Source organism: Pseudomonas paraversuta, from assembly GCF_904067025.1.
Lineage (GTDB): Bacteria > Pseudomonadota > Gammaproteobacteria > Pseudomonadales > Pseudomonadaceae > Aquipseudomonas > Aquipseudomonas paraversuta.
On record NZ_CAJFDA010000001.1, the window covers coordinates 813,022 to 835,663 of the forward strand.

The window sequence follows — 22,642 nt, forward strand, 5'->3', positions numbered from 1 at the left end:
ACAGGCCACAAAGCTGATGGGAGAGGACTGAATGAGCAATGACGGCGTAAATGTCGGCCGGCGTCGCTTCCTCGTAGCAGCCACATCCGTGGTGGGTGCTGCAGGAGCGGTGGGGGCGGCGGTCCCGTTCGTGGGGTCGTGGTTTCCCAGTGCCAAGGCGAAAGCCGCAGGCGCACCGGTGAAAGTGAATATTGCAAAGATTGAGCCAGGGCAGCAGATGATTGCTGAATGGCGTGGTCAGCCAGTATTCATTGTCCGCCGCACTGAGGAGATCCTGGCAAATCTCAAGAAGATTGAAGGGCAGCTCGCTGATCCCGAATCCAATCAATCCGATCAACCTGAAAACTCAAAAAACGAGTGGCGATCCATCAAGCCAGAAGTTTTGGTGTTGATCGGAATTTGCACTCACTTGGGTTGTTCGCCGACTTTCCGCCCCGAGGTCGCTCCTGCTGACCTGGGCAAGGATTGGGTAGGGGGTTATTTCTGCCCTTGCCATGGTTCCCACTATGACCTGGCCGGCCGCGTCTACAAGTCGCAACCTGCTCCATTGAACCTGCCAGTACCGCCTTACTACTATGTTGAGGGCAGTGACAATGTGATTGTCGTTGGCCTTGAAGGGGAGAGCGCGTAATGAGCAAGTTCATGGACTGGATTGATGCCCGCTTCCCCGCGACTAAAATGTGGGAAGACCATCTCAGCAAGTACTACGCCCCGAAGAACTTCAACTTCTTCTATTTCTTCGGTTCTCTCGCATTGCTCGTTCTGGTTAATCAGATTGTCACCGGTGTGTGGCTGACCATGAGCTACACGCCGTCGGCAGAAGAAGCTTTTGCTTCTGTCGAATACATCATGCGTGACGTCGAATACGGTTCCATCCTGCGCTATCTGCACTCAACGGGTGCGTCGGCGTTCTTTGTGGTGGTCTACCTGCACATGTTCCGTGGCCTGCTCTACGGCTCCTATCAGAAGCCGCGGGAACTGGTCTGGCTGTTCGGTATGATGATCTATCTGGCCCTGATGGCAGAGGCCTTCATGGGCTATCTGTTGCCTTGGGGGCAGATGTCCTACTGGGGTGCCCAGGTGATCATCTCGCTGTTCGGTGCGATTCCGGTTATCGGTAACGACCTGACACAGTGGATTCGCGGTGACTACCTGATCTCCGGCATTACCCTGAACCGCTTCTTTGCCTTGCACGTTGTGGCCTTGCCTATCGTGATTCTGGGGCTGGTGGTGCTGCACGTTCTGGCCTTGCATGAAGTCGGCTCGAACAACCCTGACGGCGTGGACATCAAAAAGCATAAAGACGAAAACGGCGTACCGCTGGATGGCATTCCCTTCCATCCGTACTACACCGTGAAGGATATCGTCGGCGTAGTGGTGTTCCTGTTTATCTTCTGTTCGATTGTGTTCTTCTTCCCGGAAATGGGTGGCTACTTCCTGGAAAAACCGAACTTTGAACAGGCTAACGCCTTTAAAACGCCGGAGCACATTGCGCCTGTCTGGTACTTCACACCGTTCTACGCGATCTTGCGTGCAATCCCGGACAAGCTGCTTGGCGTCATCGCCATGGGGGCTGCGATTGCCATGCTGTTCGTATTGCCATGGCTTGACCGTAGCCCGGTCAAATCCATGCGCTACAAGGGCTGGCTGAGCAAAATCTGGCTCTGGGTGTTTTGCATCTCGTTCGTGATTCTGGGCGTGCTGGGTGTATTGGCGCCGACCCCGGGTCGTACGTTGCTGTCGCAGGTCTGTACGTTCCTGTACTTCGCCTACTTCATTCTGATGCCGTTCTACACCAGGCTTGAGAAGACCAAACCGGTTCCGGAAAGGGTGACTGGCTGATGAAAAAGCTATTTGCTGTATTGATGCTTGCGGTGATGCCTGTGCTGTCCTTTGCGGCGGAGCAGGGCGTTCAGCTCGACAAGGTCGACATCGATGTTTCTGACAAGGCAGCCATGCAGGACGGCGCGCGTACGTTCGCCAACTACTGCATGGGTTGTCACAGTGCCAAGTTCCAGCGTTACGAGCGTGTAGCCGATGACCTGGGGATTCCCCATGAGCTCATGCTCGAGAATCTGGTGTTCACCGGGGCCAAAATCGGCGACCACATGAACATCGGCATGCAGCCGGAAGACGCCAAGGCCTGGTTCGGTGCTGCACCGCCAGACTTGACCCTGGTGGCGCGTGTGCGTGGTACTGACTGGCTGTATAGCTACCTGCGGTCTTTCTATGAAGACCCGTCACGGCCATGGGGTGTAAACAACAAAGTCTTCCCGAATGTGGGAATGCCGAACGTTCTGGCACCGTTGCAAGGTCGTCAGGTGGTAGGCTGCAAGCAAGTTCAGATCGTCGAAGACGGCAAGAAGCAGTATGATCCGCTCACTGGCACGCCTTTGACACATGAAGCATGCGACCAGCTGACAGTTTTGCCTAAAACCGGCACGCTGACTGAAGAGCAGTTCGATGAGAAGATCAAGAACCTTGTGACCTTCCTGGCCTATTCGGCCAACCCGGTGAAGCTGGAGCATCAGCGCATCGGTACCTACGTACTGCTCTATCTGGCCTTCTTCTTCGTATTCGCTTATCTGCTCAAGCGCGAATACTGGAAAGATGTGCACTGATATCGTTACACGCATCGCTGTTAATCGTGCGCGCCCGAGGGTGTCTCTGAAAAGGTAACAGTGCAGGATGAGTGGCGGGCAAGGTCGCAAGGCCTTGCCCGCCCGGGTTCTGCGGTTGCCGGAGACGTTCCTTGGGCGCGTTCGTTTTTCCGCTCCTGATAATTTCAACAAGCGAGGAGGACCGCCATGGGCGTGACCAATCGGTTGGCCTGTTACTCCGACCCCGCCGACCACTATTCCCATCGAGTACGTATCGTGCTCGCCGAGAAAGGTGTCAGCGCCGAGATCATCAGTGTGGAGGCGGGCCGTCAGCCGCCGAAGCTGATCGAAGTGAACCCCTACGGCAGCCTGCCAACCCTGGTCGATCGTGACCTGGCGTTGTGGGAGTCGACTGTGGTGATGGAATATCTGGATGAGCGTTATCCGCATCCGCCGCTGTTGCCGGTTTATCCGGTGGCGCGGGCCAATAGCCGTCTGCTGATTCATCGCATCCAGCGCGACTGGTGTGTGCTGGTGGACCTGATTCTCGATTCGCGTACCAAGGAGCCGGCTCGGGTCCAGGCGCGTAAAGAGCTGCGTGAGAGTCTGACAGGCGTGTCTGCATTGTTTGCAGACAAACCTTTTTTCCTCAGTACAGAGCTAAGTCTGGTCGACTGCTGTCTATTGCCGATACTCTGGCGCTTGCCCATTTTGGGTATTGAATTGCCGCGGCCGGCCAAGCCGCTGCTTGACTATATGGAGCGCCAGTTTGCGCGTGAGACTTTCCGGGCAAGTTTGTCTGGTGTCGAACGCGACATGCGCTAAGGCTTTAGGAGCCCTTGATGAATTCAAGTCGACCTTATCTGGTGCGTGCGCTCTATGAGTGGATTGTTGATAACGATTGCACTCCGCACATGCTGGTTAACTCTGACTACCCGAAGGTGCAAGTGCCTCAGGGTTTTGCCAGTGACGGGCAGATTGTCCTGAATGTTTCGCCAACCGCCGTGCGTCAATTGCACATGGACAACGAAGCAGTGAGCTTTGAAGGGCGTTTTGGTGGTGTGCCGCACACGTTGTACGTGCCTATTGCGGCCATTCTGGGGGTTTACGCCCGTGAGAATGGTCAGGGTATGGTGTTTGACCTGGAAGAGCCTATGGACGGCGATGACGAGGTTGAGCCGGATGACGATGGGCCGCCGCCAGGTACTGAGCCGCCAAGACCTACGGGTCGGCCTAGCCTGAAAGTGGTCAAGTAACAAAAAAAGGCGACCTGCAAGGGTCGCCTTTTTTGTGTCCGGGCTGCAGGAGCGAGCTTGTCAGTCGATGTACTCAAACAGCTTCACGATTTTCTGTACGCCGGAAACACTTTGCACCAGATTGGTTGCGCGGGTGGCTTCCTGTTTGGTCACCAGGCCCAGCATGTAGACAATGCCGTTCTCGGTAACGATTTTGATCCGTGAGCCCGGGATCTGGCTGTCGGTCAGCATCTGGGTCTTGATCTTGGTGGTCAGCCAGGCGTCGTTGTTGCGGGCGAGGATCGAGGACGGAGCCATGACCTGCAACTCATTGTTGACCTTCTTCACCCGTTGAACCGCGGCGGCAGCCTGCTCGGCCTGGGCCTTGAGCTCGGCGCGGGGAGTCTGGCCGGCCAGCAATACGATACCGTTGTAGCTGGTGACGACGATATGCGAGCCGGTGTCCAGGTCAGGGCTGGCTTTGGCCACGTTCACGGCGACCTTGGTTTCAATCAGCGAGTCATCGATCTTGCTGCCGAAAGTGCGGGTGCCGCGATCATCTTCAATAGGCGTATCGCGGGTAGCTGTCAGCACCGAGCTGCAGCCGGCAGTCAGGCCCAGGCACAGAGTCAGTGCCACAAGGCTAAGGCGTTTAAAGGTCATTCTTCACTCCCGAACAGTTGGCTGTCGATCAGGTCGCACAAGCAGTGGATCGCCAGCAGATGGACTTCTTGAATACGTGCAGTGACATTGGAAGGGACGCGAATCTCCACGTCCTCAGGCAGCAGCAGCGAGGCCATGCCGCCGCCGTCGCGGCCGGTCATGGCAACCACGATCATTTCGCGGTCGTGGGCCGCCTGGATTGCCTGGATGATGTTGGCCGAGTTGCCGCTGGTGGAAATGGCCAGCAATACATCCCCGGGCTGGCCAAGGGCGCGGATCTGCTTGGAGAAAATCTCGTTGAAGCTGTAGTCATTGGCGATCGAGGTGATCGTCGAGGTGTCGGTGGTGAGTGCAATGGCGGGCAAGCTGGGGCGCTCGCGCTCAAAGCGATTGAGCAGCTCGGATGAAAAGTGCTGGGCATCGCCTGCCGAGCCACCGTTACCGCACGAAAGCATTTTTCCTTCATTGAGCAAGGCATTGACCATCACTTGGCTGGCTTGCTCGATGTGGGGTGCAAGAACGTCCATCGCCTGCTGCTTGGTGTCGATGCTGGCCTGAAAAAGCTGGCGAATCCGGGATTGCATGTCCATCTATGTGACCTTAAGTAGGGCGGCTGGTCGAGCGTGATCCAGGTGTTCCTGGGTGACTTCCCGGCACAAGAATGTGCAGCCCGCAAAGCAAAGCAAAATCGTTTAATAAAAGGGTGCTGGAATCGGCCTGACAGCGGGTCAGCTGTCAAAGGCATTCCGTAGCCAGTTCAAGTGAGGTGTTGCGCTGTCCATTGTTACGACATCAAAGCGGCAGGGATGATTGGCCCAGCGCGACTCGCGTTGCAAAAAGTACTGAGCTGCAAGTATCAGCTTTTGCTGCTTGCGTGCGTCAATGCTGGCCAGTGCGCCACCCCATTGCGCGTGTTGCCGGTAACGAACTTCGACGAATACTACTGTATCGCCGTCAAGCATGACCAGATCCAGCTCGCCGCGCTTGCAAAGCCAGTTCTGTGCCAGCAAGCGTAAACCCTGTTGCTCAAGATGCCGCAGCGCCAGGCGCTCGGCATCCTTGCCTGTTTGCAGGCTTGAGCGCTCGGGCATCAGTTGGGAGTATCGGGCAGGCGTTGAATCTGGCCATTAACGAACTCGGCCCACGGCAGCTGACGCTCGACATGTTGTGTCGGGCTCATGCTGAGGCTGCCCGACAAGCCGTCGATCCGGCTGTCTGGCAGAGCCTTGAGCTGGCCCAGGCGCGATGCCAGGGTGTAAGCGTCAACGCCCATGGCGTACAGGCGGCCCATGCTGCTTGAAGCCTGTGGCCATTGTGCAGCCACTTGCTGGCGTAGCGGGTTGCCGGGCTCCAGCAGCCATGGGGTCTCGCAGAAGCGCACGCCATTCATGTCTTTGTACTGGTCCTGATTGCCGCTGGCACTGAAGACGTGGGATGTGGCGTAAACCGGCAGATCGCCTGCGTATTGGTAGTTCAGGGTCGGCTTGATCTGCTGGGCTTGCTGGGGCGTGGCGGCGAGGAACAGGAACTGCAGCGGCTCGGCGGCGTTTTTACGCAGTTGCACCAGATCGCCGACCTGCTGGGCCAGGGCTACGGGTTTGTCGATGTACTCGATACCCACGATGGAGCCGCCGTGGGCGACCCATTCCTGACGGAATGCATTGAGTACGCGCTCGCCCCATTCGCCTTTCGGAACCATGGCGCCGGCGTGGGTCAGGCCGTCGGCGCGTGCGCGGCGAGCCACTTCACGGGCTTCGTCTTCAGCGGCGAGGCCAAACTGAAACAGTTGGGCCGGGCCATGTGCGCTTTCGCTGTAATTGAGGGCCAGTGTAGTGATGGGCAGCTGCGGGCGAGCACTCAGCTGCTTGACCAGTGATTTCTCCAGCGGGCCGATCACCAGTTGCACGCCATCGGCTTGTGCCTTGTTGTAGAAGTCGTCCAGGGATACCAGGCGCGAGCTGTCATAAAACTGGATGCTTGGCGGGTTTTGCCCGGCCTGCTGAGCTTGATAGTGAGCAGCCATGAAGCCATCGCGCAATGCCTTGCTCACAGAGGCCAGCTGGCCGTCCTGAGGCAGTAGCAGGGCGATTTTGGTCAAAGGCTGGCTGGCCAGTTCCTTGAGCTTGATCAGTGGAGCGGGTAGCTGGATGGCAGCGGGGTGATTCGGGTTTTGCGCACGCCATTGGTCTATGGCGTTTTGCTGGTCCTGAACGGTGCCGGCGCTCTTCACGGCCAGGGCCAGGGACATCCATCCGCCCAGAACATCGTTGCTTTGTGCCTGCAGTTGCTCCACCGGCAATGCGGCAACCAATGTCCAGATGGCGTCATTGTTGCTGTTGGCAGCATCGCCGGTCAGGATCGGGCTCATCGCTACACGTTCGCGTGCAGCGGCCAGTGTTTGCCCGTCTGCTTCAAGGGCACGGGCGTGCACGGTATGGGTGCGTACTTGCAAATCGTTCGGTAACTCGCCGATGCGCGACACGCTTGGATGATTCAGGGCGGCCACGGCAGCCTTGGGATCATTGCGCTTCATTGCCAGTTCGGCTGTCAGCGTGCTGGCAAAGACTTGCTGTGCTGGCTTGAGCTGATCCAGCGGGACCTGGGCCAAAATCTGCGCGGCGCGCTGATCATTGTTCTGGCCCATGGCCAGATCAGCCGCGGACAGGCGCAGCAAGGCGGCCTTCTCCGGATTTTTGGTTTCGGAGGCCTGCTGCAGCAACTGCTCAAGGCTGGCATCCGGGGTTCGGGGGAGTTCGCCAAGGCTGGACGAGGGCGAGCTGGCGCAAGCCGCCAACAGGGCAGCAAGGCAGAGGGCAGTGAACAGCCGCAGGCAAGCGATCATGTAGTGTTCCTGTTACTCGAACAAAAGAGCGGGAATTGTACCCAAGCACTGGCCGGGGCGCGATGTTACAGGCGATAAAGCCTGAATTTAGATGAGTTCTGCGGGTTGTGGCGGTGAAATTTTTGCGAATAAGCACTCTGCAGTCTGACTGGAAGGTGCGTTCAGGAGGGGTCTACGCGCTACAATGGCGCCTTTAACTCTCATGAGGTGTGCGTTTTGACTGCTCCAGGTGCTATGAATTCCGTTGTCGGGTCGCTTTATGTGGTGGCGACGCCCATCGGGAACCTGGACGACATCAGTGCGCGTGCGCTCAAAGTGCTGCGTGACGTGTCGCTGATTGCGGCCGAAGACACGCGTCACTCCCTGCGTTTGATGCAGCATTTTGGCATCACCACTCCCTTGGGTGCCTGTCACGAACATAACGAACGTGATGAGGGTAGTCGCTTTATTCAGCGCTTGCTGGCTGGCGAAGATGTCGCCCTGATCTCCGATGCCGGGACGCCGTTGATCTCCGATCCGGGGTATCACCTGGTACGCCAGGCACGCGCGGCCGGGGTCAAGGTGGTGCCTGTGCCGGGTGCCTGCGCCCTGATTGCGGCGTTGTCAGCTGCGGGCTTGCCTTCCGACCGATTTATCTTCGAGGGATTTCTTCCGGCTAAAGCTGTTGGGCGCCGTACGCGCCTTGAGTTGCTGAAGGAAGAGCCGCGCACTCTGATTTTTTACGAGGCACCACATCGTATCCTTGAGTGCCTGCAAGATCTGGAGCTGGTATTTGGTCCGGACCGCCCGGCGTTGCTGGCGCGGGAACTGACCAAGACCTTCGAAACCCTCAAGGGTTTGCCATTGTCCGAGTTGCGCGCCTTTGTCGAGGGCGACAGTAACCAGCAGCGTGGCGAGTGCGTGGTGCTGGTTGCAGGGTGGACTGCGCCTGAAACAGACGAAGCAGTCAGCAGTGAAGCGATGCGCATTCTCGACTTGCTGCTAAAGGAAATGCCGCTAAAACGCGCGGCCGCACTTGCAGCTGAAATAACCGGCGAGCGAAAGAATGTGTTGTATCAAGTGGCGCTGGAAAAACAAAAAGTTGATTAAGGCCTCTGTTTAAGTAGTGGCCTTTTGCTATTTTTTTGTTGTCCGGGCTGGCAGGCAAAGGCTTTGCGCAGGGTGAATGAAACTGCCATCTGGCTTTTAACGCTTGTTCTATACGCTCTGTACAGTTAATCTTCGCGCCGGAGAGTCGATTGGACAGTCGCTGCCCTCTATGAAAATTAGGGGGGGGAGGAAAGTCCGGGCTCCATAGGGCGAAGTGCCAGGTAATGCCTGGGAGGCGTGAGCCTACGGAAAGTGCCACAGAAAATAACCGCCTAAGCGCTTCGGCGCCGGTAAGGGTGAAAAGGTGCGGTAAGAGCGCACCGCACGACTGGCAACAGTTCGTGGCTAGGTAAACCCCACTTGGAGCAAGACCAAATAGGGTTCCAAGGCGTGGCCCGCGCTGGAACCGGGTAGGTTGCTAAAGATGTCCAGTGATGGCCATCGTAGACGAATGACTGTTCACGACAGAACCCGGCTTACAGATCGACTCTCCACCTTTTTTCTTCTGCTTGCGCTGCAGGCAGATTGCCACAAGAAACAAGCGCTCCATCTCCCCCGATGTATTCGCAAGAAAATCTGCCGAGTAATGCCAAAAAGTTCTTACTCTTAACAAACTACTTTAAGTTTGAAGTCCAGGGCTTTGAGTTTGTTGCACTTCGCGAGTCAAAAAATCCCTCCGGTTATTGCTGCACGTCTGTTTACCCTCCTAAATCTCAGTTATGTAAGGATTTTCCTTCGGGCCGCTCCTTGACGGTGTGGTGGGCGCATTCCTATAGTGTGCGCAAGTGGCGAAAAGTGGCATAAAGTGGGTTTTTTAGACGTAAAACGCTAATTTTGGGAGTGACGCCTCGTGTTTCGCGGAGCTAACGCAATCAGTCTCGATGCCAAGGGCCGTCTCGCAATGCCGAGCCGGTACCGTGACGAGTTGATTTCGAGAAGTTCCGGGCAACTGATCGTGACCATTGATGCGGTAGATCCCTGCTTGTGTGTGTACCCCCTCGACGAGTGGGAGCTGATTGAAACCAAGCTTCGGGCGTTGCCTTCGTTGCGTGAAGAGAACCGCCGTTTGCAACGTCTGTTGATTGGTAACGCCGTCGACCTAGAGCTCGATGGCAGTGGTCGTTTTCTGGTGCCGCCGCGTTTGCGTGAATATGCCAGGTTGGATAAGCGCGCGATGTTGGTAGGCCAGTTAAACAAGTTTCAACTGTGGGACGAGGATGCCTGGGAAGCTGTTTCTGCCGCTGACCTTGCAGCCATTCAACAACCGGGCGCGATGCCTGAAGAACTGCGTGATTTAATCCTGTGACTATAGATAGCGACTTCAACCACATCACCGTACTGCTCGACGAAGCCGTAGAGGCTCTCGCCGTACGTCCTGATGGATGCTATCTGGATGGCACCTTCGGTCGCGGCGGACATAGCCGCCTGATACTCCAGAAGCTTGGCCCTGAGGGCCGTTTGCTCGGGTTTGATAAAGATCCCCAGGCGATTGCCACCGGGCAAGCGCTAGCGGCCGAAGACGGCCGCTTTGTCATTGTGCAACGCAGCTTTGCCGAGATGGGCTCCGAGATCGCCGCCCGCGGCCTGGCCGGAAAGGTCAGCGGCGTTCTCCTCGATCTGGGGGTTTCTTCGCCACAGCTCGACGATCCTGAGCGCGGCTTCAGTTTCATGAACGACGGCCCGCTGGACATGCGCATGAACCCGGATGAAGGGATCAGCGCGGCTGAGTTTGTAAACACCGCATCCCAGGACGAAATTGCCCGCGTATTCAAAGAATATGGCGAAGAGCGTTTTTCCGGGCGTATGGCCCGCGCGGTGGTTGAGCGCCGGGCAATTACCCCGTTTGAACGCACGGGCGATCTGGCTGAAGTGCTGAAAGTGGCCAACCCGGCCTGGGAAAAGGGCAAGCACCCTGCAACCCGCACTTTCCAGGGCCTGCGCATCCACGTCAATAACGAGCTGGGTGATCTCAAGGCCGGCCTCGAAGCGGCACTTGAATCCCTGGAAGTCGGCGGTCGCCTGGTGGTGATCAGCTTCCACTCCCTGGAAGACCGCATCGTCAAATTGTTCATGCGTGACCTGGTCAAAGGTGAACCCGACAACCTGCCCCGCGGCTTGCCGGTTCAGCACACCAGTTTCGATCCCATTATAAAAATCCATGGCAAGGCCCAGTTCGCATCTGAAGCGGAGCTCAAAGCCAATCCGCGCTCGCGCAGCGCTGTCATGCGCGTCGCGGAGAAGCTTCGTTGAACAAGCTCTTCGCCAAACCACTTCCCGGCGGAAGTTTTTTCATGCTGCTGCTGTTTATTGCCGTATTGGTTTCGGCAGTGGGCGTTTCCTATAGCGCCCACTGGAACCGCCAGTTGCTCAACACCCTGTACGGGGAGCTGAGTGTGCGTGACAAGGCCCAGGCCGAGTGGGGGCGTCTGATCCTCGAACAAAGCACCTGGACTGCCCATAGCCGTATCGAAACCCTGGCCAGCGAACAACTGAAAATGCGCATCCCGGGCGCAGCAGAAGTTCGGATGGTGGCGCCATGATCAAACTCGAAGGCGCACTCTATCCGTGGCGTTTTCGTGTAGTGCTGGCATTGCTGGCACTGCTGGTAGGTGCGATTGCCTGTCAAATTGTCTACCTGCAGGTGATCGACCATGACTTCCTCAAGGGGCAGGGCGATGCCCGCAGTCTGCGTCACATCCAGATCCCGGCACACCGCGGCCTGATTACTGACCGTAATGGCGAGCCGCTGGCCGTCAGTACCCCGGTGACCACGTTGTGGGCCAACGCCAAGGAAATGCAGGTAGCCAAGGATCGCTGGCCGGCCCTGGCCCACGCGCTTGGGCAAGATCCCAAGGTGCTGACGGCGCGCCTTGAACAGCAAGCCAATAAAGAATTCATCTATCTGGTCCGCGGCTTGACACCCGAGCAGGGCCAGCTGGTGCTCGACCTTAAAGTGCCGGGTGTATATGGCATCGAAGAGTTCCGTCGTTTTTACCCGGCAGGTGAAGTGACTGCGCACATGGTCGGCTTTACCGATATCGACGATAAAGGCCGCGAAGGTGTTGAGCTGGCCTATGACGAGTGGCTGGCCGGCGTGCCGGGCAAGCGACAGGTGATCAAGGACCGGCGCGGTCGTCTGATCAAAGACATTCAGGTTACAAAAAACGCCAAGGCAGGGAAGACCTTGGCGTTATCGATTGACCTGCGCCTGCAGTATCTGGCCAACCGCGAACTGCGCAATGCGCTGGTCGAAAACGGTGCCAAGGCCGGCAGCCTGGTAATTATGGATGTGAAGACCGGCGAGATTCTGGCCATGGTCAACCAGCCGACCTACAACCCGAACAACCGTCGCAACCTGCAGCCGGCGATGATGCGTAACCGCGCCATGATCGACGTGTTCGAGCCGGGCTCAACGGTAAAGCCGATTTCGATGAGTGCTGCGCTGGAAACCGGACGCTGGAAACCCACCGATAAGGTCGAGGTGTATCCGGGCACGCTGCAACTGGGCAAATACACCATTCGCGACGTATCGCGCACTGAAGGCCCGATCCTTGATCTGACGGGCATTCTGATCAACTCCAGTAACGTCGGCATGAGTAAGGTTGCCTTCGATATCGGTGGTGAAGCGATTTTCCGCCAGATGGCCAAAATGGGTCTGGGTCAGGACACGGGCCTGGGCTTCCCGGGTGAGCGCGTCGGCAACCTGCCGAACTACCGCGAGTGGCGCAAGGCTGAAACCGCGACCCTGTCTTATGGCTACGGCGTTTCGGTGACGGCGATCCAGCTGGTACACGCATTTTCGGCGCTGGCCAACAACGGCAAGCTCGCCCCGCTGACCCTGCTCAAGGCCGACAAGCCGGCGCAGGCCGCGCAAGTCATGCCCGAGCAGGTCGCCAAGACCGTTCAGGGGATGCTCCAGGAAGTTATCGAGAACCCGCGCGGCGTCTGGCGGGCCAAGGTGCCGGCCTATCACGTGGGCGGCAAGTCCGGTACTGCGCGTAAAACATCCTCGGGTGGCGTCAAGGGTTATGCCGTCAACTCGTACCGCTCCCTGTTTGCCGGGTTTGGCCCGATGAGCGATCCGCGTTACGCAATCGTTGTGGTCATCGATGAGCCAAGCAAGGCGGGCTACTTCGGTGGTCTGGTTTCGGCTCCAGTATTCAGCAAAGTAATGTCCGGCACCCTGCGCCTGATGAACGTGACGCCGGATAACTTGCCGACGGCCGCGGAGCAACAAGCAGCCGCGACCGCTGCAGCAGCCAAAGGAGGGCGCGGCTAATGTCCCTGAGCCTGAACAAGATTTTCCCTCACGCAGGTCACGATCTGTTGATCCGTGAACTGACCCTCGACAGCCGCAATGTGCGAGCCGGGGATCTGTTCCTCGCGGTACCGGGTGGCAAGCTCGATGGTCGTGAACATATCGCTGACGCCCTGCAACGTGGCGCAGCAGCCGTGGCCTATGAAGTAGAAGGCGCGGACGTATTGCCGATCACCGCCGTACCGCTGATCCCGGTCAAGGGGCTGGCGGCGCAACTGTCGTCTATCGCCGGGCGTTTTTATGGTGACCCGAGCCATCACGTGAACCTGGTGGGCGTTACCGGTACCAACGGCAAAACCAGCGTTACCCAGCTGGTTGCGCAAGCGCTGGACCTGCTGGGGCAGCATTGCGGCATTGTTGGCACCCTGGGCACGGGCTTTTATGGCGCACTGCAAAGCGGTCGCCATACCACCCCGGACCCGATTGCCGTACAGGCCATGCTGGCTGACCTGAAGAAAGCCGGTGCCAAGGCCGTGGCGATGGAAGTGTCGTCCCACGGGCTGGATCAAGGCCGGGTCAGTGCTCTGGCGTTTGATGTTGCCGTCCTGACCAACCTGTCCCGCGACCATCTGGATTATCACGGCACCATGCAGGCGTATGCCGAGGCCAAGGCCAAGCTGTTTGCCTGGCCTGACCTGGGTTGCCGCGTGCTTAACCTTGACGATGACTTCGGTCGCCAGCTGGCGGCAGAAAAACATGATTCGCGTCTGATCAGCTACAGCCTCGAAGACAGCAGCGCCTACCTTTACTGTCGCGAAGCGACCTTCGACGACGATGGCGTGCGCGCCACACTGGTCACGCCACAGGGCGAGCACCATTTGCGCAGCAGCCTGCTGGGTCGTTTCAACCTGAGCAACGTACTGGCTGCGGTCGGCGCCTTGCTCGGCCTGGACTACGCGCTGGATGAAATCCTCGCCGTGTTGCCAAAGCTTGAAGGCCCTGTGGGGCGCATGCAGCGTCTGGGCGGCGGCACCAGGCCGCTGGTAGTCGTTGATTACGCCCACACCCCGGATGCCCTGGAAAAAGTCTTGCTGGCCCTGCGTCCTCACGCCAAAGGCCAACTGCTGTGCCTGTTCGGTTGCGGCGGCGATCGCGATCGCGGCAAGCGCCCGTTGATGGCCGAAGTGGTTGAACGCTTGGCGGACGGGGTTTTGGTTACGGACGATAACCCCCGCTCGGAAGCACCTGGACAAATTTTCGACGACATCCGCGCAGGCTTCGTTACGCCCCAGAGCGTCACCTTCGTCGCCGGTCGCGGTGAGGCCATTGCCCGATTGATTGCAGGTGCCAACGCCGAAGACGTCATTGTGCTGGCGGGTAAAGGTCACGAGGACTATCAGGAAATCAATGGCGAGCGCCATGACTTCTCTGATCTGGTGCAAGCCGAGAAAGCCCTGAATGCCTGGGAGGCCGCCCATGCTTAAGCCTCTGTTGCTGAGCGAAGTTGCCGCTGCCCTGGGTGGTCGGCTGGTCGCTGCCGACAGCCTTTTCAACGGTGTCAGCATCGACAGCCGCGGGATCACCAAGGGCCAGCTGTTTATTGCCCTGACCGGCCCGCGTTTCGATGGCCATGATTATTTGAATGAAGTGGCGGCCAAAGGTGCGGTTGCGGCACTGGTCGAACGCGAAGTGCCCGAGTCGGCATTGCCGCAGCTGGTGGTCAAGAATGCCCGGGTGGCATTGGGTCAGCTGGGTGCGCTCAATCGTGCCGGCTACCACAAGCCGGTTGCCGCGATTACCGGTTCCAGTGGCAAAACCACAGTTAAAGAAATGCTCGCCTGCATCCTGCGCACCCGTGGTCCGGTGCTGGCGACCAAAGGCAACTTGAACAATGACCTGGGCGTGCCGCTGACGTTGCTCGAACTGACCCAGGAACACACGGCGGGAGTGATTGAGCTGGGTGCTTCGCGCCTGGGTGAAATTGCTTATACCGTCGGCATGACCAAGCCCCATGTTGCCGTGCTCAACAATGCCGGAACCGCCCATGTTGGCGAATTCGGCGGGCCGGAAAAAATCGTCGAGGCCAAGGGCGAAATTCTCGAAGGGCTGGACGCTGATGGCGTCGCGGTTCTGAACCTGGATGACAAGGCTTTTGGCATCTGGCAGGCCCGGGCTGCTGGCCGCAAGGTACTCAGCTTTGCCCTGACAAACCCTGAAGCAGACTTTTACGCCAGCAATCTGGCCCGCGATGCACGGGGTTGCCCCGGGTTCGATTTGCACTGCCCGTTGGGTGTTGCCCGCGTTCAGCTCAACCTGCTGGGCACGCATAACGTCGCCAATGCCCTGGCCGCAGCAGCTGCTGCCCATGCCCTGGGCATCTCGCTGTTTGGCATAACCAGCGGCTTGCAAGCCGTGCTTGCGGTCAAAGGTCGCGCAGTGGCGCAACTGACCGCTGGCGGCCTGCGAATTATTGATGACACTTACAACGCAAACCCCACCTCAATGTGCGCTGCCGTTGATATACTCGCCGCCTTTTCCGGCCGCACCGTCCTGGTGCTCGGAGATATTGGCGAGTTAGGTGAGTGGGCGGAGCAAGGACATCGTGAAGTAGGCGCTTATGCCGCCGACAAAGTTTCAGCGCTCTATGCGGTGGGACCCATGATGGCTCATGCCGTCACTGCATTTGGACACCATGCTCGTCACTTCGCCAATCAGGCTGACCTGATCCAGGCGCTTCGTGCTGAGCACGAAACAAACACCACTATTTTGATCAAGGGCTCGCGCAGCGCAGCGATGGAAAACGTCGTTGCGGCTTTGTGCGGTTCCAGCGGGGAGAAACATTAATGCTGCTGCTTCTAGCGGAGTATCTACAACAGTTCTACAAGGGCTTCGCAGTCTTCCAGTACCTGTCCCTGCGCGGGATTCTTGGGGTGCTCACCGCGTTGACCTTGTCCCTGTGCCTGGGGCCGTGGATGATCCGCACCCTGCAAAACCGTCAGATCGGCCAGTCGGTGCGTAACGATGGTCCGCAATCGCATTTGTCCAAGTCCGGTACGCCAACCATGGGCGGCGCGCTGATCCTGTCGGCGATCACCATCAGCACCCTGCTTTGGGCTGACCTGAGCAACCGCTATGTGTGGGTCGTGATGATTGTGACTCTGCTGTTCGGTGCAATTGGCTGGGTCGATGACTACCGCAAGGTGATCGAAAAAAACTCTCGCGGCCTTCCTAGCCGCTGGAAGTATTTCTGGCAGTCGGTGTTCGGTCTGGGCGCGGCGATCTTTCTATATATGACGGCACCCAGCGCAGTCGAAACCACGCTGATTCTGCCCATACTCAAAGACGCCAGCATTCCGCTGGGTATCGGCTTTGTGGTGCTGACCTACTTCGTGATCGTAGGCTCGAGCAACGCAGTCAACCTTACTGATGGCCTGGACGGTCTGGCGATCATGCCGACCGTTATGGTTGGCGGTGCCCTGGGTATCTTCTGCTACCTGTCGGGTAACGTGAAATTTGCCGACTACCTGTTGATCCCGTATGTCCCGGGCGCAGGCGAACTGATTGTGTTCTGTGGCGCACTGATCGGTGCCGGTCTCGGATTCCTGTGGTTCAACACCTACCCCGCACAAGTCTTCATGGGCGACGTTGGCGCACTGGCGCTGGGCGCAGCCCTGGGCACCATTGCCGTGATCGTGCGTCAGGAAATCGTGCTGTTCATCATGGGCGGTGTGTTCGTGATGGAAACCCTGTCTGTGGTGATCCAGGTAGCGTCTTTCAAGTTGACCGGCAAGCGGGTGTTCCGCATGGCGCCGATCCATCACCACTTTGAACTCAAGGGCTGGCCTGAGCCACGCGTGATTGTCCGTTTCTGGATCATCACCGTGATTCTGGTACTGGTCGGCCTTGCCACGCTGAAGCTGAGGTAGAACCTGTGTCTCTGATCGCTTCTGACCACTTCCGCATCGTTGTCGGCCTCGGCAAGAGCGGCATGTCCCTGGTGCGCTTTCTGGCGCAGCAGGGCGTGTCCTTTGCTGTGGCGGATACGCGGGAAAATCCGCCGGAGCTGGCCACGCTGCGCCGTGACTACCCCCAGGTGGAGGTGCGTTGTGGCGAACTGGATGTCGAGTTCCTGTGCCGCGCCGATGAGCTCTACGTGAGCCCCGGCCTGGCATTGGCAACTCCGGCACTGCAGGCAGCGGCTGCCCGTGGCGTGAAGTTGTCCGGTGATATCGATCTGTTCGCGCGTAACGCAAAGGCACCGATCGTGGCAATCAGCGGTTCCAACGCCAAGAGCACCGTGACCACCCTGGTGGGTGAAATGGCCCTGGCTGCCGGCAAGCGTGTTGCCGTCGGCGGCAACCTGGGCACGCCGGCGCTGGATCTGCTCAGTGATGACATCGAGCTGTACGTCATGGAGCTTTCGAGCTTCCAGCTGGAAACCACCAACCAGCTGGGCGCAGAAGTGGCCACCGTGCTCAATGTCAGCGAAGACCACATGGACCGTTACAGCGGTCTGCCGGCCTACCACCTGGCCAAGCACCGGATTTTCCGCGGTGCCAGGCAGGTGGTGGTCAACCGTCAGGACGCCTTGACCCGGCCGCTGATGAGCGAAGGGCTGCCATGCTGGACCTTCGGTTTGAGCGCGCCCGACTTCAAGGCTTTCGGCCTGCGTGAAGAAAACGGCGAAAAATATCTCGCCTTCGAATTTGAAAACCTGATGCCGGTCCGCGAGCTGAAAGTGCGCGGCGCCCACAATCAGGCCAATGCCCTGGCGGCACTGGCGCTGGGGCATGCCGTGGGCCTGCCGTTCGACGCCATGCTGAGCGGCCTGCGCAGCTTCACCGGTCTTGAACATCGCTGCCAATGGGTACGCGAGTTTGAGGGGGTGAGCTACTACAACGACTCCAAGGCCACCAACGTGGGGGCCGCACTGGCCGCCATCGAAGGCCTGGGAGCGGACATGGACGGCAAGCTGGTACTGATCGCCGGCGGTGACGGCAAGGGTGCAGACTTCAGTGGCCTGCACGACTCAGTGGCCAGGTACTGCCGCGCAGTGGTCCTGATGGGCCGCGATGCCGGCCTGATCGCCGACGCCTTGGGCGATAGCGTGCCCCAGGTGCGCGTCAGCTCCCTGGACGAAGCCATTGCCCAAAGCCGTTCGCTGGCCCGCCCGGGTGACGCGGTATTGCTGTCGCCGGCCTGCGCCAGTTTCGACATGTTCAAAAATTACGAAGAGCGTGGCCATCTGTTTGCGCGTGCAGTGGAGGCCCAGGCATGATTTTCGGCATTCTCAAACCTTACCCTTCGCCGTTGATCACGGGCCGTGGCATTGACCTCGACTTCCCGTTTCTGGCCGGTTGCATGGCCTTGCTCGGCCTGGGCCTGGTGATGATCACCTCGGCATCGTCTGAAGTGGCCGCCCTGCAGTCGGGCAACACCCTTTATCACATGATCCGCCACCTGTTTTATATCGTGCTTGGCCTTGTTGCATGCGTGCTGACCATGATGGTGCCGATTGCCACCTGGCAGCGCCTGGGCTGGTTATTGCTGATCGGTGCGTTCGGCTTGCTGGTGATGGTGCTGCTGCCGGGCATTGGCCGTGAAGTGAACGGTTCGATGCGCTGGATCGGCTTCAGTTTCTTTAACGTACAGCCCTCGGAAATCGCCAAGGTTTTCGTGGTGATCTACCTCGCCGGTTATCTGGTCCGTCAGCAGAAGGAAGTCCGCGAAAGCTGGATGGGCTTCTTCAAGCCTTTCATCGTGTTGCTGCCGATGGCCGGTCTGTTGCTGATGGAGCCTGACTTCGGTGCCACCGTCGTAATGATGGGGGCAGCGGCAGCGATGTTGTTCCTGGGCGGTGTCGGCCTGTTCCGTTTCGCCCTGATGGTGGCGCTGGCAGTCGGTGCGGTCTTCGTGCTGGTGCAGGCGCAACCTTATCGTATGGCCCGCTTGATCACCTTTACCGACCCGTGGTCCGACCAGTTCGGCTCCGGTTATCAGCTGACCCAGGCCCTGATCGCATTCGGTCGTGGCGAGTGGTTCGGGGTCGGTCTGGGCAACAGCGTACAGAAGCAGTTCTACCTGCCGGAAGCGCACACCGACTTCGTATTCTCGGTACTGGCTGAAGAGCTGGGTGTGGTCGGCTCCTTGCTGACCGTGGCCCTGTTCGTGTTCGTCTGCGTGCGCGGCATGTACATCGGCATGTGGGCCGAGCGGGCCAAACAGTATTTCGCCGCCTACATGGCGTACGGCTTGTCGTTCCTGTGGATCGGCCAGTTCCTGATCAATATCGGGGTGAACGTCGGCCTGTTGCCAACCAAGGGTCTGACCTTGCCATTCCTCAGTTATGGCGGCAGTTCCCTGGTGATTTGCTGCGTATGTATGGGTCTGCTGCTGCGAATCGAGTGGGAGAGTCGAACCCACCTGGGCAGCGAAGAGACTGATTTCAAAGAAAGTGATTTCGCAGAGGAGCCGAACAATGGGCGCTAATGTGCTGATCATGGCGGGCGGTACCGGCGGACACGTGTTCCCTGCGCTGGCCTGCGCCCGTGAGTTTGAAGCACGCGGCTACAGCGTGCACTGGCTTGGAACCCCGCGCGGGATCGAGAACGAACTGGTTGAACCTGCCGGTTTTACCCTGCACCGGATCAACGTCACCGGCCTGCGTGGCAAGAGCAAGCTGTCGTTGTTCAAGGCGCCGTTTGTATTGCTCAAGGCCATGTTTCAGGCGCGCAAAATCATTCGCCAGCTCAAGCCGGTCTGCGTGCTCGGGTTTGGTGGCTATTTGACCGGGCCTGGTGGTCTGGCAGCCAAAACCTGCGGTGTGCCGGTGATCATTCACGAGCAAAACGCCGTGGCCGGTACTGCCAACCGCTTGCTGGTGCCGATGTCGAGCCGTGTGTGCGAAGCCTTCCCCGGAACCTTCGCGGTATCGGACAAGCTGCGCAGTACCGGTAACCCGGTCCGCCCTGAATTGTTCAGCCTGGCGCCACGGGCCGCACTCGAAGGCCGCAAGGCGCGCCTGCTGGTGCTGGGCGGCAGTCTGGGTGCCGAGCCGTTGAACAAGTTGTTGCCTGAAGCACTGGCCAAAGTACCGGTTGAGGTGCGTCCTGAAGTGTTTCACCAGGCCGGCAAACAGCACGACCAAATTACCGCCGAGCGCTATGGCGCGGTCGGCGTCGAGGCTCAAGTGCAGCCTTTTATCAAAGACATGGCCCAAGCCTATGGCTGGGCCGACCTGGTGGTTTGTCGCGCAGGCGCGCTGACCGTCAGTGAACTGGCTGCGGCCGGTCTGCCATCGCTGCTGGTGCCGTTGCCCCACGCGATTGATGACCATCAGAGCCGTAATGCCGACTTTCTGGCTCGCGAAGGTGCTGCCTTCCTGATGCCGCAAGCGACAACTGGCGCAGCCGAACTGGCCGCACGCCTGACAGAGGTTTTGATGCAACCGGAACGACTGAACAGCATGGCGACCAATGCTCGCCGCCTGGCCAAACCTGATGCAACCCGCAACGTTGTAGATATCTGCCTGGAGGTGGCCAATGGTTGAGAATCAGAAAGCCATGCCGCAACCGGAAATGCGCCGTATCCGTCGCATCCACTTCGTCGGCATCGGCGGCGTGGGCATGTGCGGTATTGCCGAGGTGCTGCTGAACCTGGGTTATGAAGTGTCGGGTTCCGACCTGAACGCATCGCCAGTTACCGAGCGTCTTGAGTCGTTCGGTGCGCACATCTTTATCGGTCACCGCGCCGAGAACGCTGCCACTGCCGATGTATTGGTCGTGTCGAGTGCGGTCAACACCTCCAACCCTGAAGTCGCGACTGCCCTGGAACGCCGTATTCCGGTGGTGCCGCGGGCTGAAATGCTGGCCGAGCTGATGCGTTATCGCCACGGCATCGCCGTAGCCGGTACCCACGGCAAGACCACCACCACCAGCCTGCTGGCCTCGGTGTTCGCAGCCGGTGGCCTCGATCCGACGTTCGTGATCGGTGGCCGACTGAATGCAGCGGGCACCAATGCACAACTGGGCACCAGCCGTTACCTGATTGCCGAAGCTGACGAAAGCGATGCCAGCTTCCTGCACCTGCAGCCGATGGTTGCGGTGGTGACCAACATCGACGCCGACCACATGGCGACCTATGAGGGTGACTTCAACAAGCTGAAGAAAACCTTCGTCGAGTTTCTGCACAACCTGCCGTTCTACGGCCTGGCCGTGCTGTGCCTGGATGATCCGGTGGTGCGTGAAATCCTGCCCCTGGTCAAGCGTCCCACCGTCACCTACGGCTTCAGCGAAGCCGCCGATGTGCGTGCGATCAATGTTCGCCAGCAAGGCATGCAGACCTTCTTCACGGTGCTGCGCCCCGATCGCGAGCCGCTGGATGTGTCGGTGAACATGCCGGGTAACCACAACGTGCTGAACGCTCTGGCGACCATCTGCATCGCATCTGATGAAGGCATCAGCGATGAGGCCATTGTTCAGGGTCTGTCCGGCTTCGAGGGTGTAGGCCGACGCTTCCAGGTCTACGGCGAGCTGCCGGTTGAAGGCGGTCACGTGATGCTGGTTGACGATTACGGTCACCACCCGACCGAAGTTGCGGCCGTGATTAAAGCAGTGCGCGGTGGCTGGCCGGACCGTCGTCTGGTCATGGTTTATCAGCCCCATCGCTTCAGCCGTACCCGCGATCTGTACGACGATTTCGTGCAGGTGCTGGCCGACGCCAACGTACTGCTGTTGATGGAAGTCTACCCGGCCGGCGAAGAGCCGATTCCGGGCGCCGACAGCCGTCAGCTGTGCCACAGCATCCGTCAGCGTGGCCAGCTGGACCCGATCTACATCGAGCGTGGCGTTGAGCTGGCGCCGATCGTCAAGCCGCTGCTGCGTGCCGGCGACATCCTGTTGTGCCAAGGGGCGGGCGATATCGGCCGTCTGGCACCGCAACTTATTAACAGTCCACTATTCGCCGGTGCCGTTGTCGCAGCCAGCGGGGGGAAGTTGAAATGACCGCTGCCTACGCCAATCTGTTCTCCACCATTGCCCCTGCCGACTTCGGTCGCGTTGCCGTGTTGTTCGGCGGCAAAAGCGCTGAGCGCGCAGTGTCCCTGAAGTCGGGCAATGCCGTGCTTGAAGCACTGCAAAGTGCCGGAGTGAATGCCTTCGGGATCGATGTCGGCGACGATTTCATCGCCCGCATCACGCACGAAAAAATCGACCGCGCCTTCATCATTCTCCACGGTCGTGGCGGTGAAGACGGCAGCATCCAGGGCCTGCTCGAATACATGGGCATCCCTTACACCGGCAGCGGCATCCTTGCCTCGGCGCTGGCAATGGACAAATTGCGCACCAAGCAGGTGTGGCACAGCCTGGGTATTCCAACCCCGCGTCATGCCGTGCTGACCAGCGAAGCCGATTGTATTTCTGCGGCGAAGGAACTGAGCTTCCCTTTGATCGTCAAACCGGCACATGAAGGTTCAAGTATCGGTATGGCCAAAGTGAACAGCGCTGACGAGTTGATCGTTGCGTGGGCAGAGGCCAGTAAGTACGACTCGCAAGTGTTGGTTGAGCAATGGATCACCGGTCCCGAGTTCACCGTCGCCACCCTGCGTGACCAAGTGCTGCCACCTATTGCACTGGGCACCCCGCATTCGTTCTACGACTACGACGCCAAGTACCTGTCCTCGGATACTCAGTATCGGATCCCGTGCGGGCTCGATAGCACCAAGGAGCAAGAACTCATGGACCTCACGGCTAAAGCCTGTGAGGCGATAGGTATCGCCGGTTGGGGCCGTCTGGACGTGATGCAGGACACCGATGGCCAGTTCTGGCTGCTCGAAGTCAACACCGCTCCGGGCATGACCGATCACAGCCTGGTGCCGATGGCGGCCCGTGCTGCCGGTCTGGATTTTCAACAGCTGGTGCTGTCGATTCTGGCAGCCAGCGTCGAGGCTCGAGGTTAA

At 58.9% G+C, this 22,642-nt stretch carries 22 protein-coding genes and 1 other RNA gene; 19 read left to right on the top strand and 4 right to left on the bottom strand.

The genetic code is table 11. The features are described from left to right. Positions 1-31: 31 nt before the first annotated feature. From petA to JQ848_RS03940, 5 genes are all read left to right on the top strand, one after another. Positions 32-631 (top strand): ubiquinol-cytochrome c reductase iron-sulfur subunit, encoded by a 600-nt coding sequence (petA, locus tag JQ848_RS03920; RefSeq protein WP_003443673.1) that lies wholly within the window; start codon positions 32-34, stop codon positions 629-631. Beyond that, the gene (locus JQ848_RS03925) at positions 631-1,842 is read left to right on the top strand and encodes a cytochrome b (protein WP_003443672.1); all 1,212 of its coding nucleotides are present in this window, start codon (positions 631-633) and stop codon (positions 1,840-1,842) included. Before petA ends, JQ848_RS03925 begins: the two co-directional genes overlap by 1 nt. Further along, on the top strand, positions 1,842-2,621 hold the full coding sequence (locus tag JQ848_RS03930) for a cytochrome c1 (protein ID WP_003443669.1): 780 nt from the start codon (positions 1,842-1,844) through the stop codon (positions 2,619-2,621). Before JQ848_RS03925 ends, JQ848_RS03930 begins: the two co-directional genes overlap by 1 nt. Positions 2,622-2,807: 186 nt before the next feature. After that, on the top strand, positions 2,808-3,425 hold the full coding sequence (locus JQ848_RS03935; protein ID WP_010655575.1) for a glutathione S-transferase N-terminal domain-containing protein: 618 nt from the start codon (positions 2,808-2,810) through the stop codon (positions 3,423-3,425). 17 nt (positions 3,426-3,442) lie between these two features. After that, positions 3,443-3,856 carry a ClpXP protease specificity-enhancing factor gene (locus tag JQ848_RS03940; RefSeq protein ID WP_003443662.1) on the top strand — a complete coding sequence of 138 codons (414 nt, stop codon included), beginning with the start codon at positions 3,443-3,445 and terminating at the stop codon, positions 3,854-3,856. 60 nt (positions 3,857-3,916) lie between these two features. On the opposite strand, the gene JQ848_RS03945 is transcribed toward JQ848_RS03940, so the two are convergent. From JQ848_RS03945 to JQ848_RS03960, 4 genes are all read right to left on the bottom strand, one after another. Next, positions 3,917-4,498 (bottom strand): BON domain-containing protein, encoded by a 582-nt coding sequence (locus JQ848_RS03945; protein ID WP_003443659.1) that lies wholly within the window; start codon positions 4,496-4,498, stop codon positions 3,917-3,919. After that, the gene (locus tag JQ848_RS03950) at positions 4,495-5,088 is read right to left on the bottom strand and encodes a phosphoheptose isomerase (protein WP_029612203.1); all 594 of its coding nucleotides are present in this window, start codon (positions 5,086-5,088) and stop codon (positions 4,495-4,497) included. The genes JQ848_RS03945 and JQ848_RS03950 overlap by 4 nt, the downstream gene beginning before the upstream one ends. Positions 5,089-5,226: 138 nt before the next feature. Next, the gene (locus tag JQ848_RS03955; RefSeq protein WP_127196795.1) at positions 5,227-5,589 is read right to left on the bottom strand and encodes a YraN family protein; all 363 of its coding nucleotides are present in this window, start codon (positions 5,587-5,589) and stop codon (positions 5,227-5,229) included. Beyond that, entirely contained in the window at positions 5,589-7,340 is a 1,752-nt protein-coding gene (locus JQ848_RS03960) for a penicillin-binding protein activator (protein WP_003443655.1), read from the bottom strand. Before JQ848_RS03960 ends, JQ848_RS03955 begins: the two co-directional genes overlap by 1 nt. 234 nt (positions 7,341-7,574) lie before the next feature. On the opposite strand from JQ848_RS03960, the gene rsmI reads away from it, so the two are divergent. From rsmI to JQ848_RS04030, 14 genes are all read left to right on the top strand, one after another. Next, on the top strand, positions 7,575-8,429 hold the full coding sequence (gene rsmI / locus JQ848_RS03965; protein WP_003443648.1) for a 16S rRNA (cytidine(1402)-2'-O)-methyltransferase: 855 nt from the start codon (positions 7,575-7,577) through the stop codon (positions 8,427-8,429). A gap of 141 nt (positions 8,430-8,570) precedes the next feature. After that, positions 8,571-8,924: RNase P RNA component class A (gene rnpB, locus JQ848_RS03970), an RNA gene on the top strand. A 355-nt stretch (positions 8,925-9,279) separates the two neighbouring features. Beyond that, entirely contained in the window at positions 9,280-9,735 is a 456-nt protein-coding gene (gene mraZ, locus JQ848_RS03975; protein ID WP_003443645.1) for a division/cell wall cluster transcriptional repressor MraZ, read from the top strand. Further along, positions 9,732-10,679 (top strand): 16S rRNA (cytosine(1402)-N(4))-methyltransferase RsmH, encoded by a 948-nt coding sequence (gene rsmH, locus JQ848_RS03980; protein ID WP_003443642.1) that lies wholly within the window; start codon positions 9,732-9,734, stop codon positions 10,677-10,679. Before mraZ ends, rsmH begins: the two co-directional genes overlap by 4 nt. Then, positions 10,676-10,969, top strand: coding sequence for a cell division protein FtsL (gene ftsL / locus JQ848_RS03985; protein WP_003443637.1), 294 nt, complete (start codon positions 10,676-10,678; stop codon positions 10,967-10,969). The genes rsmH and ftsL overlap by 4 nt, the downstream gene beginning before the upstream one ends. Beyond that, a complete protein-coding gene (locus JQ848_RS03990) occupies positions 10,966-12,708 on the top strand; it encodes a peptidoglycan D,D-transpeptidase FtsI family protein (RefSeq protein WP_003443632.1) in 1,743 nt (580 codons plus the stop codon). Before ftsL ends, JQ848_RS03990 begins: the two co-directional genes overlap by 4 nt. Then, on the top strand, positions 12,708-14,171 hold the full coding sequence (locus JQ848_RS03995; protein ID WP_003443629.1) for a UDP-N-acetylmuramoyl-L-alanyl-D-glutamate--2,6-diaminopimelate ligase: 1,464 nt from the start codon (positions 12,708-12,710) through the stop codon (positions 14,169-14,171). The genes JQ848_RS03990 and JQ848_RS03995 overlap by 1 nt, the downstream gene beginning before the upstream one ends. After that, on the top strand, positions 14,164-15,531 hold the full coding sequence (locus JQ848_RS04000; protein WP_202210282.1) for a UDP-N-acetylmuramoyl-tripeptide--D-alanyl-D-alanine ligase: 1,368 nt from the start codon (positions 14,164-14,166) through the stop codon (positions 15,529-15,531). The genes JQ848_RS03995 and JQ848_RS04000 overlap by 8 nt, the downstream gene beginning before the upstream one ends. Beyond that, positions 15,531-16,613 (top strand): phospho-N-acetylmuramoyl-pentapeptide-transferase, encoded by a 1,083-nt coding sequence (gene mraY, locus JQ848_RS04005; protein WP_003443623.1) that lies wholly within the window; start codon positions 15,531-15,533, stop codon positions 16,611-16,613. Before JQ848_RS04000 ends, mraY begins: the two co-directional genes overlap by 1 nt. A gap of 5 nt (positions 16,614-16,618) precedes the next feature. Beyond that, a complete protein-coding gene (murD, locus tag JQ848_RS04010) occupies positions 16,619-17,965 on the top strand; it encodes a UDP-N-acetylmuramoyl-L-alanine--D-glutamate ligase (RefSeq protein WP_003443619.1) in 1,347 nt (448 codons plus the stop codon). After that, the gene (gene ftsW / locus JQ848_RS04015; RefSeq protein WP_003443615.1) at positions 17,962-19,176 is read left to right on the top strand and encodes a putative lipid II flippase FtsW; all 1,215 of its coding nucleotides are present in this window, start codon (positions 17,962-17,964) and stop codon (positions 19,174-19,176) included. The genes murD and ftsW overlap by 4 nt, the downstream gene beginning before the upstream one ends. Next, positions 19,166-20,236 carry an undecaprenyldiphospho-muramoylpentapeptide beta-N-acetylglucosaminyltransferase gene (gene murG / locus JQ848_RS04020; protein WP_003443612.1) on the top strand — a complete coding sequence of 357 codons (1,071 nt, stop codon included), beginning with the start codon at positions 19,166-19,168 and terminating at the stop codon, positions 20,234-20,236. The genes ftsW and murG overlap by 11 nt, the downstream gene beginning before the upstream one ends. Next, positions 20,229-21,689 carry a UDP-N-acetylmuramate--L-alanine ligase gene (gene murC / locus JQ848_RS04025; RefSeq protein WP_003443610.1) on the top strand — a complete coding sequence of 487 codons (1,461 nt, stop codon included), beginning with the start codon at positions 20,229-20,231 and terminating at the stop codon, positions 21,687-21,689. The genes murG and murC overlap by 8 nt, the downstream gene beginning before the upstream one ends. Next, complete coding sequence (locus JQ848_RS04030; protein ID WP_010655578.1) at positions 21,686-22,642, top strand: D-alanine--D-alanine ligase; 957 nt, start codon at positions 21,686-21,688, stop codon at positions 22,640-22,642. Before murC ends, JQ848_RS04030 begins: the two co-directional genes overlap by 4 nt.

Bases quoted from the DNA above. Each gene is read 5' to 3' on its own strand.
- JQ848_RS03955 (WP_127196795.1), bottom strand. From the start codon at position 5,589: ATGCCCGAGCGCTCAAGCCTGCAAACAGGCAAGGATGCCGAGCGCCTG.
- murC (WP_003443610.1), top strand. From the start codon at position 20,229: ATGGTTGAGAATCAGAAAGCCATGCCGCAACCGGAAATGCGCCGTATC.
- mraY (WP_003443623.1), top strand. From the start codon at position 15,531: ATGCTGCTGCTTCTAGCGGAGTATCTACAACAGTTCTACAAGGGCTTC.
- ftsW (WP_003443615.1), top strand. From the start codon at position 17,962: ATGATTTTCGGCATTCTCAAACCTTACCCTTCGCCGTTGATCACGGGC.
- JQ848_RS03990 (WP_003443632.1), top strand. From the start codon at position 10,966: ATGATCAAACTCGAAGGCGCACTCTATCCGTGGCGTTTTCGTGTAGTG.
- JQ848_RS03960 (WP_003443655.1), bottom strand. From the start codon at position 7,340: ATGATCGCTTGCCTGCGGCTGTTCACTGCCCTCTGCCTTGCTGCCCTG.
- JQ848_RS04030 (WP_010655578.1), top strand. From the start codon at position 21,686: ATGACCGCTGCCTACGCCAATCTGTTCTCCACCATTGCCCCTGCCGAC.
- JQ848_RS03930 (WP_003443669.1), top strand. From the start codon at position 1,842: ATGAAAAAGCTATTTGCTGTATTGATGCTTGCGGTGATGCCTGTGCTG.
- JQ848_RS03925 (WP_003443672.1), top strand. From the start codon at position 631: ATGAGCAAGTTCATGGACTGGATTGATGCCCGCTTCCCCGCGACTAAA.
- JQ848_RS03995 (WP_003443629.1), top strand. From the start codon at position 12,708: ATGTCCCTGAGCCTGAACAAGATTTTCCCTCACGCAGGTCACGATCTG.
- petA (WP_003443673.1), top strand. From the start codon at position 32: ATGAGCAATGACGGCGTAAATGTCGGCCGGCGTCGCTTCCTCGTAGCA.
- JQ848_RS03935 (WP_010655575.1), top strand. From the start codon at position 2,808: ATGGGCGTGACCAATCGGTTGGCCTGTTACTCCGACCCCGCCGACCAC.
- JQ848_RS03950 (WP_029612203.1), bottom strand. From the start codon at position 5,088: ATGGACATGCAATCCCGGATTCGCCAGCTTTTTCAGGCCAGCATCGAC.
- murG (WP_003443612.1), top strand. From the start codon at position 19,166: ATGGGCGCTAATGTGCTGATCATGGCGGGCGGTACCGGCGGACACGTG.
- JQ848_RS03940 (WP_003443662.1), top strand. From the start codon at position 3,443: ATGAATTCAAGTCGACCTTATCTGGTGCGTGCGCTCTATGAGTGGATT.
- JQ848_RS04000 (WP_202210282.1), top strand. From the start codon at position 14,164: ATGCTTAAGCCTCTGTTGCTGAGCGAAGTTGCCGCTGCCCTGGGTGGT.
- JQ848_RS03945 (WP_003443659.1), bottom strand. From the start codon at position 4,498: ATGACCTTTAAACGCCTTAGCCTTGTGGCACTGACTCTGTGCCTGGGC.
- rsmI (WP_003443648.1), top strand. From the start codon at position 7,575: ATGAATTCCGTTGTCGGGTCGCTTTATGTGGTGGCGACGCCCATCGGG.